Genomic DNA, 17,321 nt, shown 5'->3' on the forward strand with positions numbered 1-17,321 from the left:
ACAAATTACGATATAGGTATAATTTTGTTAGGATGTCAGAATTAGATAAGACCAAGGATAACATAGGCGTAGATAAGTTAGATAAAGATTCAAGGGAAAAGTTGTTCAAAGATTTTCAGAAAGCAGGTGGTAAAGTTTTGACTGAAAGGGAATTATTAAGACAAAGAGTCAAAGAACAGCTCTTAAAACAGAAGCAAACGAAACCATCTACGAATCAGATGCCACCTCCAAAAATCCAACCCAAACCACAACATAAACAAAAACTTTCTAGCGTTGAAAAGCCTAGACCATCAACCACCCAAAAATCCTCTGATACTCTTGAGATATCATGGATTGATAGGATTAAAGTTTTTATTAACGCATATTTCAATAGCACTATAAAGATAAACGGATACCTAAAGCATAGGTTCTTTAATGATACACTAGTTGAAGTTCCTAGATCATTCACTGACTTGAGGATAGTGTCCTATTTATTGACTGAAAAAGATGAAAGACTCTCCAATTTAGTCAAGAAAAGTTTGAATGCTATAAATCCAGTTGGATACGAAGTTATCTACAGGTTGAATAGTTTGCCGAACAATGAGATTTTCCATAAGGCTGAAAGTATAATCAAAGTATATTCCCAGACGAAGGTTACAGTAAAACCTCAAGATATAAAAGACATTATAAAGTATATCTTCAAAAAACTATATATACTCTACCCATACAAAGACCAAGCAAAGGTTTTAATTTCTACTGCTTTGAGGTCAATACAGCAGTATCTTCCTAAAGGAGACCTCCAAAGGACAGAGAAGCTGTTTTACAAAGCTTGGGATTTTCTGTTTTCTGACTATTTTCAAAAATTAAAAGTAGTTATAGATTTCATAATAGGTAAGGAACTTTCATTGACATCAGAACACCTTATAAGGTTTCTTGAGATTTCCGAGGATGATCACATCGGTTATCTTACTGAAAAGTTTGGTATTTCAAAAGTTGAAGAAGATAAACCTAAAACCGAAGATAAATCCTCACCTCAAAAAGTTAAAGACGAGAAACAAGTTTATCTTGAAGAGGGAGTTGAGATAATAAACTCAATAGACATAAAAAAGATACAAGAGAGTATTAGGAGGAAGAATGTATTCGTTGAGAACAACGATAAGGTTTTCATAACTGAAGCAATACTTGAATTTTATGATACTCACATACACCCAGTTTTGGTAACTAAAGCAAAGTATAGTTTAGTTTTTGATGCCGTAAAGACGCTTGATGTTAAGAAAGAGTTTGATGATATATATACTGGTATAGTAAGTATAAAAGACAGGATAAACGAATACTACAAGGTTATTGAAGACTATAGAAATGTTGAGTCTGATGTAATGGTTCCTATAACGAAGAAATCAAACCTCCTCAACACAAGAAGTATAGAGAGAACTAGAATTTCATACCAGATAAGAAAGGATGTATCAGAACTATTTAAGAAAATAAAAAATAACCTTGACATAGTGCTTAAGGATTATAAATCTGGTGGGGCGATATTAACGAACTCTGATGAGATAATTGAGTTCAAGATTAATAAGATAAAAGACATTCAAGTTGAAAAAAACTTCTTTGAAGGTAAGAAAGTAATTGATGCACTTAATGATATAGATAAGATTATAAACTCAATTATATTCCTACTTACTGATGGTGACCTTGGTGGTTCAAACGTTAAGCTAGAGAAACCTATTTATTTGAACATAAATTTGTAAAAGTTGTCTATTGAAGACCTAGATGTAAGCCTTAACATAAGATCTATTACATACCCATAAGATGGGACAAAGTATCTTGGTTTTGTCTTTCTCTTTCTTATTATCTTGAGTATTTTTTTCGCAACTATTTCTGGTGGTGGGGATGAGTCTATACTGCTTTGGAAGAATTCAAAAACCCTTCTATCAATATTGGAATACTTTGGATCTTTTGAGAACTTACTAAGGTTTTCTGAAGCAATAATAGGCCAGTTAGTTCTTATTCCTCCGGGCGCTACTTCAACGACATCTATACCAAATTGTCTTAACTCACTCCTTAAGGCTAAACTCATAAACGAAAGTGAAACTTTTGAAGCACAATACCAAGATAATATAGGTGAAGGAACTAATGATGCCACCGATGTTATGTTGATTATTTTACCACTTTTATTTTCTACCATATATGGTATAACTAGTTGGCAAAGTCTCATCTGAGCAAATAGATTTACCTCAAATTGTCTCCTTGCTTCCTCAATAGGTACCTCCTCAATAGCACCAGCAATACCATACCCAGCATTATTTACTAGAACATCTATCCTACCATTTTCATCAATTATCTTCTTAACACCTTCAACCATGGTATTTTCATTCTCTAGATCAATATATAGTAGTTTAATTCCTAACTCCTCAATATCCTTTGCTTTAGATAAGTTTCTACCACTAGCGTATGTTATAAAACCTTCTTCGTGAAGAAGTTTAGCAGTCGCCTTACCTATTCCGGAAGTTCCTCCAGTTACGAGAACAGTTCTTTTATCCTCAAACATATTCTTACAATCTATTAAAAAAGATATTCCAAATCAACTGGAATAGATGTGCTAAATCTAAATCAAATACTCTCTTCACTTACTAGATTAAAAGCATGTATGAATTTATAGCACTCTAAGCACACTAACTATACCGAAGAGGTTGTGTTTCAATTATAGTAAATATGAATACCAGACTTACCAACTCGGCTACTAGAGAACGAACATTATGAGTATTGCTATTGCTATACCGTATATTGCTATTCCTTCTGCAAGACCTATGAAAATAAGGCTTGTTCCGAACATTTCGGGTTTTTCTGCTATTACAGATATTGCTGAGACACCGATAGGACCTACCGCTATTCCTGCACCTATGGCAGCAAGGCCAACCGCAAGCGCAGCACCAACATACTTAAGACCTAGAGCAAGCGGATCTTGAGACGGAGCTGCTGTAGTAGTAGCAGTTTCTTCAGCAGCATAAACGCTATTCGCAAAAACGAATAATAAGATAATGGACAGAGATAACAAAACACTACCAAGCACTACTGTCCTCTTTAACTTATCTCCATCCTTTGAGACTATAGCCCTACCTAGAAAGAAAAGATACACCACTAGCATTAACACCGTAACTAGAAAAATAACCAATCCCATTACCTCTTCCTCCTTTAGCAGGATTTTAAACAAACACAATTCACTATTACAAATTAGCAAAGCAATCGTATTTGATGAAGGTAATTTTGTTTGTTTTCTAGCTTCCGTTGAGATTTTATCTTTAGAGTTAATCAGTGTAATGTGTTAAGTATCTATTTGCATCACGAGAGTTTGTAGTTTGTTAGACTCCTGTTTAAAAATGATTGGTATGATATTATACGGAATAAACCCTGCCTTGGAGGCAATTAACTCAAAGTATAGAGAACTGATAAAAGTGATAATGATTGAAAAGGATTCCAATAATAAGAGATTAAAGAGTCTTGTAGAAACTGCCCAGAAACTTGGTATCAAAGTAAGGATGCTTGATAAAAATGTAATATCCAGTATAACAAAAACTTCATCTCATCAAGGTATTGCTTTTGAAATAGAGAAAATACTTTTCAGAGATATTGAAGATGTTGTAAAAGAGGGAAAAAGAATGGTATTGTGTGACTCTATCCAAGACCCTAACAACCTAGGTGCAATAATGAGAAATTCAGTTCTTTTTGATTTCAACGCGGTTGTGATAACGAAAGACAGAAGTGCGGATATTACTCCAAGTGTTATCAAAACATCTTCTGGCTCATTTTTTCACATAGATGTTGTCAAAGTTGTTAATCTTGCTAGGACGATAGAATACCTTAGAGATAATGAATATTATGTTATTGGTCTTGATGCAGATGCTGAAAGCGATATATCAAGCCTTAAGGTAAAAAACAAGGTATGTATAGTAGTTGGTGCAGAAGGAGAAGGTATCAGGGAACTTGTAAAGAGAAAGTGTGATATCCTGTGTCATATAAAAACCACAAAAAGGATAGACTCCTTAAACGTTTCTATCGCTGCAGCTATTGCTATGTATGAGATATTTAAGAATTCTTAAGTATAAAGAATCTGAAAGCGTCGGATATTGCTTGAAAACTTGCGTCTATTATGTTTTCTGAAACTCCTATTGTAGTGAACGTAGTGTTATCGTATCTGAATTCTGTAAGGACTCGTATTTTTGCGGCTGAACCTTCTTTGGGGTTTATAATTCTCACCTTGTAGTCTATTAGCATTAACTTTTCTATATTCGGATAGAACTTGGTTAATGCTTTCCTCAATGCTTTATCAAGCGCATTCACAGGACCATCACCTTCATCGGCGGTTATCTCAATAGCGTCATTAACTCTTATCTTAACTAACGCATCATTGATAAACTGACTACCATTCTTTAAAACATTCACGGTGAAACTTATACACTCAAAGAAGTTATCCTTGTTGCCAACAGTCTCTCTAACAAGCAATTCAAATGAAGCATCAGCACTCTCAAAATTATAACCTTGATTTTCAAGGTGTTTAATCTTATCAAGGACAGCCTTTATTGTTTTATCATCACTTGCTACTTCCGAAAGTTCTGGAATGTTTTTTATCTTACTCAACACATTGCTTTTACCTGACTGTTCCGAAATTAAGATCCTCCTTACATTCCCAACCGCTTCTGGCTGTATGTGTTCATAGGTTCTAGGGTCTTTCTGGACTGCGTTGACATGAACACCTCCCTTGTGAGCGAAGGCACTAGCACCAACAAAGGGCTGTCTCTCGTTTGGTGTTAGGTTTGCTAGGTCATAGACGAACATTGATAGATCCTTGAGTTTCTTAAGTTTCTCAAGATCTATTCTATTGAGCCTCATCTTCATCTTTAGGATAAGGTTTGGTATTATTGAAACGAGGTTAGCATTCCCACATCTTTCACCGAAACCATTTATAGTTCCTTGAACTAGAATAGCACCACTCCTTACTGCTTCAAGTGAATTTGCAACTCCTAATTCACCATCGTTGTGAGCGTGTATTCCTAACGGTGTCTTTATGACCTCCTTCACTGCCTTCATAATTTCAGACACTTCATACGGTAGAGTACCACCGTTTGTGTCTGCTAGACTTATGTTGTCTGCTCCAGCTCTCTCAACTTGCATAAGTGTTTTTAACGCATAGTCAGGGTTATCCTTAAACCCATCAAAGAAGTGTTCAGCATCGTATATAACTTCTCTTCCATTATCCTTTAGATATGCTACAGTATCATATATCATCTCTAGGTTGGTCTCAAGACTTACATTGAAAACCTTCTCAACATGTAAGTCCCAAGACTTGCCAAAGATGGTAACAACAGGAGTTTGAGCGTTAAGTAGTTCTTTTACATTTATATCCTCTTTTACTGAATTCTTTGCATGTCTTGTGCTACCAAAAGCACACATTTTAGCATTTTTTAGTTCTATTTTACGAACTTCTTCAAAGAAAGTTTTGTCTTTCGGGTTTGATGCAGGCCAACCACCTTCTATGTAATCAACACCAAATTCATCCAGCATCTTTGTTAGAAGTAGCATATCATTGACAGAAAAATCTACACTTTCCGCTTGTCTCCCATCTCTCATCGTCGTATCATAAACATATATCACATGAGATGACCCCATGCTTCCTCCTAAGAACATCTATTTTAAATGATACTCAAAAAAATGTAAAAATAAAACCTTAAATAAGGATCACTAGGTAAGAAGGTGTCTTTAACAGTCTTTTTGTTTAAAAGTTTGTTTAGACACAACCTACACAACTAAACACAAAAACCTGTATCCTAGAAATAACCTTTAATGCACTTTAACTTTTTCCTTTGTTGTTTGCGAATAGTATAGTGCTTTGTTTATAGCGTTCAGATATGCTTTAGCACTTGCTACTATTATGTCAGTGTCTGTCCCATGACCTGAAAAAGATACTTCTTGACTCTGTATTGATAGGTTCACTTCGCCAATAGCATCTTTACCTGATGTAACTGCATGAATACTAAAATCCTCAAGTTTGATGTCCTTTAATCCAACAATCCTGTCAATAGCCTTGAATGTAGCATCAACAGGTCCATTACCTGTCGCAGACTCTGTGTGTTCTCTATTACCTTTCTTTAACACAACAGTAGATGTTGGTATAGTTCTATCACCAGACATTATCTGAACGCTTACAAGACTATACACATTCTTTGACAAATCAATATTCTGTGAAAAGATTGCTACTAGGTCTTCTTCATACACATTTTTCTTCTTATCAGCGATCTCAAGGAATTTCTTATACATCTCTTCAAACTCTTCTTCCGACGAGTATGTTATCCCCAGTTCTTTGAACTTTACCTTCAGGGCATGCCTACCAGAGTGCCTACCCAGTATTATCTCTGAAGAGTGTCTCCCGACATCTTCAGGTTTCATTATCTCATAAGTTTGTTTATACTTCAAAACACCATCCTGATGTATTCCGGATTCGTGAGCAAATACATTCCTACCAACAATGGGCTTGTTGTATGCTAATGGTAGTCCTGTTATTGAAATAAGAAGTTTGCTAGTCTTGAATATTTCTTTGGTATTTACATTTGTGTAAAATGGATATATATCGTTTCTAACATTTATTGTCATCACAATCTCTTCAAGCGAAGCATTACCTGCTCTCTCACCTATACCATTGACGCTAACTTCAACCTGATTAGCACCGGCAAGGAGTGCAGATAGAGAATTAGCAACCGCCAAACCTAAATCGTTATGACAATGAACACTGATATTCACTCTATCACCAACAGTTTCTTTTATCGTTCTAACAATATTATAAAACTCAAATGGAGTTGTATATCCAACGGTATCTGGAATGTTTATAGTTGTTGCTCCAGCATCTATAACCGCTAGGAATATCTCTTTGAGAAAGTTTATATCACTTCTTGTTGCATCCTCTGCCGAAAATTCAACATCATCAACTAGGCTTTTAGCATATCTAACTGCTTCAACAGCCATTTTGAGAACCTCATCGGGTGTCTTCTTTAGCTTATACTCCATGTGTATAGGTGATGTTGCTATAAATGTATGTATTCTTTTCCTTTTAGCATTTCTCAACGCTTCGTAGGCAGACTTTATATCTTTTTCAACAGCTCTTGCTAACGCTGCAATAGTAGGTCCTTCTACCTCTTCTGCTATCATCTTAACCCCTTCAAACTGTATAGGTGAGGAGATTGGGAATCCTGCTTCAATTATATCAACACCTAGATTAGCAAGTTGCTTTGCGAAAACAAGTTTGTCTTGTGAAGACATACTCGCACCCGGTGACTGCTCACCGTCCCTTAAAGTTGTATCAAATATGTAAATTCTCCTCTTATCCATCGCAATACCTCTTCAGAAGATAAATTTAATTAAGATAAACATATCTTTCAAGTTTCAGGAACAATACTTGATCGCTTTTTCTTTTACTAATATCGTCCTTTTGCTTTATGAGAGAAGTTTTAATATACTACATTCAAAGAACTTTGCACTTTGTAGCAGTAAATAGGGACAGTTGATCACATTAGATTTTCAAAAACTCCTTTAGATTTGAGTGTATTATATGCGACATACTGTGAGTCAAGTATATCCAGGCCTGTCCTATACTTCTGTATTTCATCTTCTTTGAATGACTTTAGGATTAGGTTAATATCATCACCACCATATCTCCTAAGTATTCCGCTAAGAAGTTCAACGGCAACAACTGACTCAACGACCACCCCCGCTGCTGGAACTGCAGTTACATCTGACCTTTCAACATGTGCTAGGAATTCTTCTTTCGTTATTATATCAACCGAGCGTTTTGGTTTCATAAGTGTTGATATAGGTTTCATAACACACCTAACTACGATAGGCTCACCATTCGTCATTCCACCCTCTATTCCACCTGCGTTGTTTGAATCCCTTACAAATCTACTACCGTTCCAGATTATCTCATCATGAACCTCACTACCTCTTATCTCACCCATCCTAAACCCCATACCAAACTCTACCCCCTTTATTGCTTGAATACTCATAACATTGAAAGCAATCCTAGCATCAATCTTGTCCTCCCAATGCGTATAACTGCCAAGACCAATAGGTGGGTTCAAAACAATTGTTTCTATTATCCCTCCAATTGTGTCTCCTTCGGATTTTACTCTATCAATGTAATTCTTTATTTCATCTTCAAACTTAGGGTTCCCGATACCTACTTCAGAAGACTGTGCATTTTCCATAATTTGTCTGTATGTGAGGTTGTCAAGACTTATTCTTATACCACCAAACACAACTACATGAGAAAATATCCTAACATCAAAATATCTTTCCAATGTCTGTTTTGCGATAGCACCGACTGCTACTCTTACGGAAGTTTCTCTAGCACTCGCTCTCTCAATCACATTCCTTATGTCGTCAAATCCGTATTTCAAAGCCCCTGTTAGGTCAGCATGTCCTGGGCGAGGTCTCGTAACTTTAGGTGTTTTCTTATCCTTCCAGTTCTCCCAATCCTTATTCCAGATAACCAGAGATACAGGTCCTCCGATTGTTTTTCCATCCCTTACTCCGCCAATAATATCAACTTCATCCTTTTCAATCTTCATCCTACCACCACGACCATAACCTTTTTGTCTTCTTGCTAGTTCTTTATTTATGTATTCAACGTCAATAGTTAAGTTTGAAGGCAATCCATAAACGATGGCAGAGATACCTCTACCGTGAGACTCTCCTGAAGTGAAGTATTTTATCATAACTATTTTACCTCATAGACACCGATGTTTCGGTATTTGGAATATCTGATTTTAATCAGTTGTTCATCTGAAAATTTTGATAGAGTGTCTATTTCTTTGATGATTTCATTTTTTAGGTTATTAAACACAAATTGAGGGTTTCTATGTACCCCTCCTGGTGGTTCTTTAATTATCTTATCAACGATACCAAACTCTTTACACCATTTTGCTGTGAGTTTAAGTGCTTTTGCAGCATCAGGTGCTTTTGAAGCATCTTTCCAGATAATAGAAGCACAACCTTCAGGTGATATTACCGAGTAGATTGCATACTCAAGCATAAGTATTCTATCTGCTACACCTATTGCTAGTGCTCCACCACTACCTCCCTCACTTATAACAACCCCAACTATAGGCGTCTTAAGACCTGACATCTCGTAGAGATTTTTAGCAATTGCTTCTCCTTGCCCTCTTTCTTCCGCTCCAACTCCCGGATACGCACCAGCAGTGTCAATAAATGTTATGACTGGTATCCTAAACCTTTCCGCAAGTTTCATTACTCTCAAAGCCTTTCTATACCCTTCCGGATGTGGCATTCCGAAGTTCCTCTTTATCTTATCTTCAACAGTCTTACCTTTCTCTTGACCTATGATACATACAGTCCTATCTCCTAGTTTTCCAAACCCTGCTATTATAGCCTTGTCATCACCGAAATATCTATCTCCAGCAAGCTCAATAAAGTCTGTAAATATGTTGTTGAGATAATCAACGAAAGTTGGTCTATCAGGATGTCTTGATATTTCAACAATCTGCCACTCTGAAAGATTAGAGTATATCTTGTTTTTTATGTCCTCAAGTTGTTTGTATAAATTTCTTATCTCTGGTGAATTATCATCTAGTCCCAGTGTTGTTTTCATATCCTCTATTTTCTTTTCCATCTCAATGATAGGCATCTCAAAACTTAGAGGCTTTAAGGTATCCATAAACCCTCCTTATCTTATGGTAAATCCTCTTATCATTAACATTCCATTCCTATAGAACTTCATCAAGAACCTCTTCTGATCCTGATTTGCCTTAGAGAACTTCTCAAAATCTGAAATGTTGTTAATTTTCTGATTGTTTATCTCAATTATTATATCCCCTTTTTGGATAATACCACTGAAAGGACTATCATCTTTGACTTCAACTACAACAACTCCATCACCATTAGGATTGTTTGATACAACTATACCTTTGTATTCAGACCTCGTTAAAGGCTTTAACTCTCCTTCATCTCTTCGTTTTGCTAACTCTTCCGATGTAGGTCTAGATGCTACTCTAATATTGAAATCAATATACCTACCATCCCTAAAAACCTTGATTCTAGCATTATCTCCAGGAGATTTTGAAGCAATTTTGTCAAGTAGTTCGCTGAAGGTAGATATTTTCTGACCATCAACTTCAACTATTACATCTCCTTGTTTAACACCTTCCTTTTCCGCAGGACTTCCTGGTTCAACCTTGCTAACCAAAACCCCGACATCCTTGGGAAGCCCCATCTGCTTTCTAGTTTCCTCATCTAGTTCAGAAATGGAAACACCAATATACCCTCTCTCTACCTTTCCTTTGTCAATCAGTTGTTTGACAACTCTCTTAGCAGTGTTAATAGGTATAGCAAGTCCGATACCTACATTACCTGCTGTTCCACCAAACTGGTTTGGAGATATTATCATCGTGTTTATTCCTATCACTTCCCCGAAGATATTAACAAGAGGACCTCCACTATTACCAGGGTTTATAGGAGCATCAGTTTGGATATACTTTGAAAACACATTACCTTGAATATCTCTGTTTATCGCACTAACGGTTCCAAAAGTGAAAGTTCCCGTAAGTCCGAATGGATTCCCTACCGCTATTGCGAAATCACCAACCTTTACCTTATCAGAGTCTCCCAGATTAGCAACAGGTAATTCCTCCTTCGGATCAATCTTTAAAAGTGCTATATCAGTCTCCTCATCATAACCAATAACCCTAGCCTTATACTCCCTACCAGACTTAAGAACGGTAACTACTATATTCTTCGCTACCTTCCCTGCAGGTCTTAGAACATGTAAGTTGCTAAGTATATATCCATCTTTTGAGATTATAAACCCTGAACCTAGACTAGGTATAACCCTTTTATACTTTCTCTCTTTAGGTCCTTCTGGTATATCAAAAAATCTTTTGAAAAACTCATCATCAAAAAAATACTGAAATGGGTCTCTATAAGTATATTCAACAACATCTTCACTCTTTATGTTAACTACAACTGGAGAAACTTTCTCTGCAACTTCGTTTAGGACTTTCTGGACGGCATAAGCATACTTGTATTCTTCCGATAGTTTTGAGAGATCTACTCCACTAGCAAAAGATATATTATTACCTAGAAAATCCGACTTCGTTGAACAACTTCCACCTAAAACTCCAAATGAAAATATTACACCAAACAAAAAGCCCGTAAGTAGAAGGTTTAAAACAAACCAATTTCTCATAAACCTATAGAAAAACTTTTTCATGAGTACCCTCCAGAACACCTAATACCTCTAAATTGTAAATTTGATTAAAAAGCATTTTCAATCTTCAGAGAGTGTTCAGTAAATTCTAATTTCCACTTGACTAGTAAGCAGATCTAGACCTCGGTAGCTTACTACTTTTATTTCTTCACAGTATTTAATAGTCTCAAAATTTCACTTATAACAATTTCTTGCGTCTTATCAAGATAGCACTTTTCAATTCTAAAGAAGACTTCAACGGAAAACAGTTCTAAAACTTCACTCCACACTACTTATTAGAGTCTTGTCAGGAGAAAACTTGCCTACCCCTCACAAAGACTGAAGTGAAAAACAAAATACACAAAACTGTGAATTTTGAACTTACTAGAAGACTCTTTATGAAATTGAAATCATATAGTTATACTCATTATTATTCAAGTATGGTTAGACTTTTGTTTATTATAAATGCACTCGTAGCTCTACTATCCATATCAATACTTTCCCATTCGTATGAATTCTACTGGAAGCTGAATACAAACGAAATCTTAAGAGTAAAGAGTTTCGTTAGACAAAACATATATACCAACAATTCATTCGCTAAGTATGTTGAGATAATTAATAAATCATCAGTTGATGTCAAAGGCAAATCCACTGCTAACGACAAAACATATTACAATGTGGATGGAATATACTATGTATTCTCAAAGGATTATCTCAAGGATAAGGAATTCAAACTTGAGGAAATTCACAATAGTAGATACTTACTTGAAGATACCGGCAGGATGATAATATCAAAAGAATACTTGATGCCTGTTTCTAGAGATATACCTGTTTTCATAAGTAGAAAACTCAAGATTGGAGATGAATGGTTTCACAAAGGTAGAGAAGTTCATAAGATTGGTTTTTCGCAACTATACGATATAGTTGAAATAGAATTCAATACTTACTACAAATTCCTTTACACAACGAATGTTGATAACAAAGAACTTGCTGTCTTTGAGATAAAGTATGGTTTTGCCAATACCTTCCCAAGAGCAAGGGTTATAAGATACCTATCTGGATCTTCACAGATGAAATACTACTGGGATATAAACGCAGGTAAGCCTTCCTTCGTAACTGAAGAATATTTTTTCAATGCAATATACGATAACGGTATGTCAGTTATATACTCTGGTTCTTCAGAAGGCTACCTTGAAGTTGTGAACAAATGGAAAGAGGATAATAGAAGGGAGATAATATCAAAGATCCAAGAAACACTCAAAGATCAAAAAGGTGTATCAATTTCAACAAATGAAAACGAGATAAATATTTCCATACCAGATATAGTATTTGATTTCAATAGTTATAAAGTAAAAGAAGAGTTTAAACTCGTTCTATCTAATTTATCTCAGAAGATAAGTAATCATAAAGAGATTGATATGATTGTTGAGGGGCACACTGATGACATCGGTAGTGACGAATACAACCAAAAACTCTCTGAAGCGAGAGCTAGAGAAGTTGCTAAAATACTCACTGAATTTGGTATAAGTCCTGATAGAGTTTCATACATAGGATATGGTAAGAGAAAACCAAAGTTTCCCAACACTTCCTCAGAAAATCGCGCAAAAAATAGAAGAGTTGAAATAAAATTACTATGGGGGCGGTAGGATGAACGATGAAACTAAAAAGAACATTATATTTAGATTGAACAGAGTTAAGGGGCAGATAGATGGTATAATAAGAATGATAGAAGATAACGATGACTGTCAGCTGATATTTCAACAGATCAAGGCTGCTTACAGTGCTTTAAGAAGTGCAGGTAAGATGATAATAATTGACGATGTTGGGAAATGTATTGGGACAGGGGATGAGAAAAGATTGAAGAAGCTTCTTGAGAAAATGTTGGAAGAATAAGTATGGTAATTGCTTTTGAAGGAATAGATGGCACTGGAAAAACAACAATCTCAAAACTACTATTTTCTGAACTAAAAAGCGTATTCAATGGCGAGGTTTTTTGGTTTTCTGAACCTAGTCCTACGGACCTTGGCAAATCTCTCAAGAATATTTTAACCTCAAAGAAACTTGAACTCAACATATTTGAACAGTCTCTACTCTTCACATCTGACAGATCCTACCTGTTAAGAAACTACATTCTACCTTACAACGAAGTGAAGAAAATAATACTAATGGATAGATCCTTCGTATCAACCTACGCATACCAGATTATGAATATTGAGGATAATACCCTTAAGAACATTATAACATCAATTACTGAATATTCAATAAAGAACTTTTATATTGATATTCTATTCTACCTTGATTGTGATCCAGAAGTATCTCTTAGTAGGATAGAAGTTAAGGATGGAATTGAAAGTAAAGGTCTTGAATACATAAGAAAGGTGAAGAATAATTACGACGCTTTCATAAGACAAAAACATCCTCACATAAGAAACATTAAGATAGTTGATGCTAAAGGCAAGTTAGAAGATATTTTCTCGCATGTAAAATCGGAGGTTATCAAGATAACAGGGTATATTGCTTAATTATCCTATCAACCTATTATGCTCAATCTTAATACACTTATCTTGAACGAAGAAGATGTTATTTTCTTCTGCTATCTTTTTTGCTTCGTCGTTAACTATACCAAGTTGTAGCCATATACACTTGGGTTTGAGTTTAACAGCTTCCTGAACTATTGGAACAACCTCTGCAGGGTTTCTGAAAACATCAACTATATCAACCTCAAACGGTATTTCAGACAAGTTTTTGTATGACTTCTCACCTAGTATCTCATCGTGCCCTGGATTTACTGGAACTATCCTGTAGCCTTTCTCTTTAAGATACCTTGCTACCGCATTACTAGGCCTATCCTCTTTTGGTGATAATCCTACTACTGCTATAACCTTAGAACTCTTAAGTAGTTTTACTATCTCCTCGTCCATCTTTGGATTATTTATACTGACTGAGAATGTATGAGATTCTTTGTTTATTTCGCATGCATCAGCCATAGACAAACCTCCTTATAATTTCTTTATTTCTTCAACTTTGTATCCATAGAGACTTATTGAATTTTTCAACTTTTCAATCTGTTCCGTTTCAACCACAACTTTGCCAATCTTTATATCCTTTATGATAGCATTCTTATCAGCCGTCATAATAGCCATCTTAACAGCATTTACACAACCTTGACAAGTCATACCACCAACCTTGATCTCATAAGTCATAATATATTAAAAGATAATAACGCCAAAACTTTAATTCAAGTGATTGGTTCAAAAACTATATTGAATTCATGTAGATTACATAATACACATACAAGTTAGGAGCCATTAAGAAGTGAAAAAATTCTATTACAATATTTTAAGCACCTAGAAACTGTTTAAGGAACCTAATATCATTCTCGTAGAAGAGTCTTATATCTGTGATGTTATACTTAACCATTGCAATCCTTTCTATCCCCATACCAAAAGCGAACCCCTTAACTCTGGTAGGGTCATAACCAGCATTTTCAAAGACCTTTGGATGAACCATTCCACAACCGGCAATCTCAAGCCATCCTGTATGCGAACAAACACTACATCCACTTCCACTACATCCAGGACAAGTTACCGCAAGTTCTGCACTCGGCTCTGTGAAAGGGAAAAAGTCTGCTCTAAACCTTGTCCTAGTCTTCGGTCCAAACATTTTCTTAGCAAATAGATCCATAACCCCCTTGAGATCAGAGAATTTAACATCATTATTCACATACAAACCCTCTATCTGATGGAATGTATGCGAGTGTCTTGCATCAACAGTATCTCTCCTAAAACAACGTCCCGGTGCTACAATAGCAACAGGAAACTCATACTTCTCCATAACCCTTATCTGAACTGGTGATGTTTGAGTCCTTAGAAGATACCTATTTACAACATCTTTAGAGTTAAGATAAAACGAATCGTGATCATCACGAGCAGGATGGTTAGGAGGTATGTTGAGTTTATCAAAATTATACGATTCTAACTCTATCTCAGGCCCCTCAACAATACTGAAACCAATTTCACTAAAGATCCTACACAATTCATCCTTTACTATATTAACAGGATGAAGCGAAGGCAACACATCATAACTCCTAGTCAAGGTAATATCCACCCATTCTGACTTAAGTTTCTCATCAACTGACTTCTTTCTTATAAGTTCAATCTTCTCATTTATCCTAGACTCTATGGTATCCTTAAGTTCATTTATCTTCTGTCCAAAATCCTTTCTTTGTGATGGGTCTATCTCTTTGATTTTCCTAAAAAGTTCTTTTATGGTTCCACCAACATACTTTGACTTGAGCAACAAGAGGTCACTTTCCTTTTCAGTGGAGTTTATCTCTTCGTTAAACTTCTCTAAAATGCTTTGTATATCCATAAAACCCCCAGATACTCTTTAGTGATGTATCACTTACTGTCCCAAACATAATATCATAGGATTAACATAGAATTCAAATTCTTTTCCGAATTTTTCAAGACTATTAACCATACCTATTTAGGACATAAATTTGTGAATAAGAAACAGTGGAAATTACAACTTTCAAGAAATACCTGTATATCCCAAGTTAGTATCTTCAAAAGAACTATTATTTCAATTAAAATTTCATCTCTACTTCTTGCCAGTGTAGATCGAAAACTTTATTTGATTTCTGACATTGTTAAAAGCTTTATTCCATATAGCAACTCTTTTCTGTATTGATTTCGTATCTGAATGAACTTTATCAAGGATTACGGAATATGCTTCCTTTTGAGAGTCAAACTTTGACAGAACCTCAACTTCGTCTGGTGTTATTGAATCAAGCGCATTTTGTTTAGCCTGATTGATTAGTATTCTTTCATACTCGTAAAATATTTTTTCAAGCTCTTTGTATATAGACTTACAGTAGTCCTTAACTATTTGATCAAACTCATTCACCTGATCAAGAATTTTTACAAGAAGGCTCAGTTTTTCCACTGCTGTTCTATAGTCTCTTGAATTCGTTAGCGAATATTTTATTTGCATAAAATTCTTTGACAGATACTCATTATCTACTTGAATTGTCTTAATCTCATTATCGTGGGACACTTCAACTGTCTTTGAGAATTTAGGTATATTATCTGATGTTATGATGCCTATATCTGCTAATATGGACATTATGTTTGATTGCCATTCATTTCTCGAAATTGCTTCGGTTAGTCTTCTAATGTGTTGTGATAGCAAGTCCTTATACTTCTCATCATCGCGGTAATATACTTCATATACTTTCAATTTACCCCCCTTGAACTCAATATCCCCGTTGAAGATAAATTTTAGATTTTTAACAAAATCAGTTTTAGGTTTATCTGAAGATATGAACTTATGGTAAGCGCTCTGGTCAATTATAACCTTTGTTTTTGATGGAGAGATGGCATTTGCCCTCGTCTGTAATCTTGCAGCTAGGTTTATAAGTAGTCCTTGAATATCACCAGTCTCGCTTATTATAAGTGGCATCGTTGAATATCCACCTACTATACCACCAGAAATCTCAAACGGTGGTAGGAATGGTTCTTCCCCTTTCTCAACATCTGCGATCGGTATCTGCTTTGAGAAAAGGTTTATAACATCAAAAGTAGCATTCACTATATCAACAGGATCACCACCTACTAGTATAACCTCATCACCTCGCTCTCTTCTAGAGATTACACCATACTTTTTGGTAGTATTTCTTATTATCGTCTCCACGAACCTGTCAAGTCTATGTAGAGAATTTATGTTTCTACGAGTCTTCTGACAGAATGTGGTATAACCGTGAATATCAAGAAGTGATATATACAAGTTTGCAACAATAACACTCTTTTTCAAGTCTCCATAACTAGATGGATATTTTTCATCTGGTATTACTAATGCTTTCCATAGCAACTTATACTCTTCAAAGTTCAGATCACTAAAAATTCCCCAGTATAGCCTTCTTATAAGTTTGAAGAGAACATCAAACTCCTTTTTGTCAATTTTTATACCGTTGCTTGACAAAACAAGTTTTAGTTTTGAAAAAGAGTTGATCTTGCCAGATAGAATTAGATCAACTAGTTCTGAAAACTTTGATTGAGAGTTCATCAACAATCGGTGGGGGTATAAAACCCCC

15 protein-coding genes and 1 pseudogene are annotated in these 17,321 nt (G+C 35.4%); 5 read left to right on the forward strand and 11 right to left on the reverse strand.

The features are described 5' to 3' along the window. Window positions 1–32 precede the first annotated feature (32 nt). On the forward strand, window positions 33–1,727 hold the full coding sequence (locus tag NZ579_04230) for a hypothetical protein (protein ID MCS7299157.1): 1,695 nt from the start codon (window positions 33–35) through the stop codon (window positions 1,725–1,727). Here NZ579_04230 and NZ579_04235 read toward each other — a convergent pair. Together NZ579_04235 and NZ579_04240 are read right to left on the reverse strand one after the other, a co-directional pair. After that, window positions 1,706–2,527, reverse strand: a complete 822-nt coding sequence (locus tag NZ579_04235; protein MCS7299158.1) for an SDR family NAD(P)-dependent oxidoreductase — start codon at window positions 2,525–2,527, stop codon at window positions 1,706–1,708. The genes NZ579_04230 and NZ579_04235 overlap by 22 nt on opposite strands. A 192-nt stretch (window positions 2,528–2,719) precedes the next feature. After that, window positions 2,720–3,157, reverse strand: coding sequence for an ATP synthase subunit C (locus NZ579_04240; protein ID MCS7299159.1), 438 nt, complete (start codon window positions 3,155–3,157; stop codon window positions 2,720–2,722). A gap of 208 nt (window positions 3,158–3,365) precedes the next feature. On the opposite strand from NZ579_04240, the gene rlmB reads away from it, so the two are divergent. Next, window positions 3,366–4,076, forward strand: a complete 711-nt coding sequence (rlmB, locus tag NZ579_04245) for a 23S rRNA (guanosine(2251)-2'-O)-methyltransferase RlmB (protein MCS7299160.1) — start codon at window positions 3,366–3,368, stop codon at window positions 4,074–4,076. Here rlmB and cimA read toward each other — a convergent pair. The 5 genes and pseudogenes from cimA to NZ579_04270 all read right to left on the reverse strand — a co-directional run bounded on the left by cimA (window position 4,063) and on the right by NZ579_04270 (window position 11,251). Beyond that, window positions 4,063–5,643: a citramalate synthase gene (cimA, locus tag NZ579_04250; GenBank protein ID MCS7299161.1), complete on the reverse strand. Its 1,581-nt coding sequence runs from the start codon at window positions 5,641–5,643 to the stop codon at window positions 4,063–4,065. The two genes, rlmB and cimA, sit on opposite strands and share 14 nt — an antisense overlap. Window positions 5,644–5,814: 171 nt before the next feature. After that, window positions 5,815–7,356, reverse strand: coding sequence for a 2-isopropylmalate synthase (locus NZ579_04255; GenBank protein MCS7299162.1), 1,542 nt, complete (start codon window positions 7,354–7,356; stop codon window positions 5,815–5,817). Between the two features lie 278 nt (window positions 7,357–7,634). Further along, window positions 7,635–8,738 (reverse strand): annotated as a pseudogene (aroC, locus tag NZ579_04260) (chorismate synthase). A 5-nt stretch (window positions 8,739–8,743) separates the two neighbouring features. Then, on the reverse strand, window positions 8,744–9,700 hold the full coding sequence (locus tag NZ579_04265; protein ID MCS7299163.1) for an acetyl-CoA carboxylase carboxyltransferase subunit alpha: 957 nt from the start codon (window positions 9,698–9,700) through the stop codon (window positions 8,744–8,746). A 9-nt stretch (window positions 9,701–9,709) separates the two neighbouring features. After that, window positions 9,710–11,251, reverse strand: a complete 1,542-nt coding sequence (locus tag NZ579_04270; GenBank protein MCS7299164.1) for a Do family serine endopeptidase — start codon at window positions 11,249–11,251, stop codon at window positions 9,710–9,712. Between the two features lie 416 nt (window positions 11,252–11,667). Here NZ579_04270 and NZ579_04275 point away from each other — a divergent pair, with 416 nt between their 5' ends. Genes NZ579_04275 through tmk form a run of 3 tightly spaced genes read left to right on the forward strand, consistent with a single transcriptional unit; the run spans window position 11,668 to window position 13,749 of the window. Continuing rightward, entirely contained in the window at window positions 11,668–12,873 is a 1,206-nt protein-coding gene (locus NZ579_04275) for an OmpA family protein (protein ID MCS7299165.1), read from the forward strand. 1 nt (window position 12,874) lies between these two features. Then, on the forward strand, window positions 12,875–13,120 hold the full coding sequence (locus tag NZ579_04280; GenBank protein ID MCS7299166.1) for a metal-sensitive transcriptional regulator: 246 nt from the start codon (window positions 12,875–12,877) through the stop codon (window positions 13,118–13,120). A gap of 2 nt (window positions 13,121–13,122) precedes the next feature. Beyond that, complete coding sequence (gene tmk / locus NZ579_04285; GenBank protein ID MCS7299167.1) at window positions 13,123–13,749, forward strand: dTMP kinase; 627 nt, start codon at window positions 13,123–13,125, stop codon at window positions 13,747–13,749. Here the strand turns inward: tmk and NZ579_04290 are convergent, their stop codons facing one another. The 4 genes from NZ579_04290 to NZ579_04305 all read right to left on the reverse strand — a co-directional run bounded on the left by NZ579_04290 (window position 13,750) and on the right by NZ579_04305 (window position 17,293). Then, on the reverse strand, window positions 13,750–14,214 hold the full coding sequence (locus tag NZ579_04290) for a CoA-binding protein (GenBank protein ID MCS7299168.1): 465 nt from the start codon (window positions 14,212–14,214) through the stop codon (window positions 13,750–13,752). It abuts the gene before it with no gap. Between the two features lie 12 nt (window positions 14,215–14,226). Then, entirely contained in the window at window positions 14,227–14,430 is a 204-nt protein-coding gene (locus tag NZ579_04295) for a mercury transporter (GenBank protein ID MCS7299169.1), read from the reverse strand. A gap of 136 nt (window positions 14,431–14,566) precedes the next feature. Further along, window positions 14,567–15,598: a phenylalanine--tRNA ligase subunit alpha gene (gene pheS / locus NZ579_04300; protein MCS7299170.1), complete on the reverse strand. Its 1,032-nt coding sequence runs from the start codon at window positions 15,596–15,598 to the stop codon at window positions 14,567–14,569. 231 nt (window positions 15,599–15,829) lie between these two features. Then, window positions 15,830–17,293 carry a hypothetical protein gene (locus tag NZ579_04305; GenBank protein ID MCS7299171.1) on the reverse strand — a complete coding sequence of 488 codons (1,464 nt, stop codon included), beginning with the start codon at window positions 17,291–17,293 and terminating at the stop codon, window positions 15,830–15,832. Between the last annotated feature and the right edge of the window lie 28 nt (window positions 17,294–17,321).

It is taken from the genome of Spirochaetota bacterium, from assembly GCA_025061835.1.
In the GTDB taxonomy this organism is placed as follows: Bacteria; Spirochaetota; Brevinematia; order DTOW01; family DTOW01; genus SKYB106.

Excerpts from the sequence above, each read along its gene's own strand:
- pheS (MCS7299170.1), bottom strand. The coding sequence starts at position 15,598 with ATGGATATACAAAGCATTTTAGAGAAGTTTAACGAAGAGATAAACTCC.
- rlmB (MCS7299160.1), top strand. The coding sequence starts at position 3,366 with ATGATATTATACGGAATAAACCCTGCCTTGGAGGCAATTAACTCAAAG.
- NZ579_04270 (MCS7299164.1), bottom strand. The coding sequence starts at position 11,251 with ATGAAAAAGTTTTTCTATAGGTTTATGAGAAATTGGTTTGTTTTAAAC.
- NZ579_04255 (MCS7299162.1), bottom strand. The coding sequence starts at position 7,356 with ATGGATAAGAGGAGAATTTACATATTTGATACAACTTTAAGGGACGGT.
- NZ579_04290 (MCS7299168.1), bottom strand. The coding sequence starts at position 14,214 with ATGGCTGATGCATGCGAAATAAACAAAGAATCTCATACATTCTCAGTC.
- NZ579_04275 (MCS7299165.1), top strand. The coding sequence starts at position 11,668 with ATGGTTAGACTTTTGTTTATTATAAATGCACTCGTAGCTCTACTATCC.
- NZ579_04280 (MCS7299166.1), top strand. The coding sequence starts at position 12,875 with ATGAACGATGAAACTAAAAAGAACATTATATTTAGATTGAACAGAGTT.
- tmk (MCS7299167.1), top strand. The coding sequence starts at position 13,123 with ATGGTAATTGCTTTTGAAGGAATAGATGGCACTGGAAAAACAACAATC.
- NZ579_04295 (MCS7299169.1), bottom strand. The coding sequence starts at position 14,430 with ATGACTTATGAGATCAAGGTTGGTGGTATGACTTGTCAAGGTTGTGTA.
- cimA (MCS7299161.1), bottom strand. The coding sequence starts at position 5,643 with ATGGGGTCATCTCATGTGATATATGTTTATGATACGACGATGAGAGAT.
- NZ579_04305 (MCS7299171.1), bottom strand. The coding sequence starts at position 17,293 with ATGAACTCTCAATCAAAGTTTTCAGAACTAGTTGATCTAATTCTATCT.
- NZ579_04240 (MCS7299159.1), bottom strand. The coding sequence starts at position 3,157 with ATGGGATTGGTTATTTTTCTAGTTACGGTGTTAATGCTAGTGGTGTAT.
- NZ579_04235 (MCS7299158.1), bottom strand. The coding sequence starts at position 2,527 with ATGTTTGAGGATAAAAGAACTGTTCTCGTAACTGGAGGAACTTCCGGA.
- NZ579_04265 (MCS7299163.1), bottom strand. The coding sequence starts at position 9,700 with ATGGATACCTTAAAGCCTCTAAGTTTTGAGATGCCTATCATTGAGATG.
- NZ579_04230 (MCS7299157.1), top strand. The coding sequence starts at position 33 with ATGTCAGAATTAGATAAGACCAAGGATAACATAGGCGTAGATAAGTTA.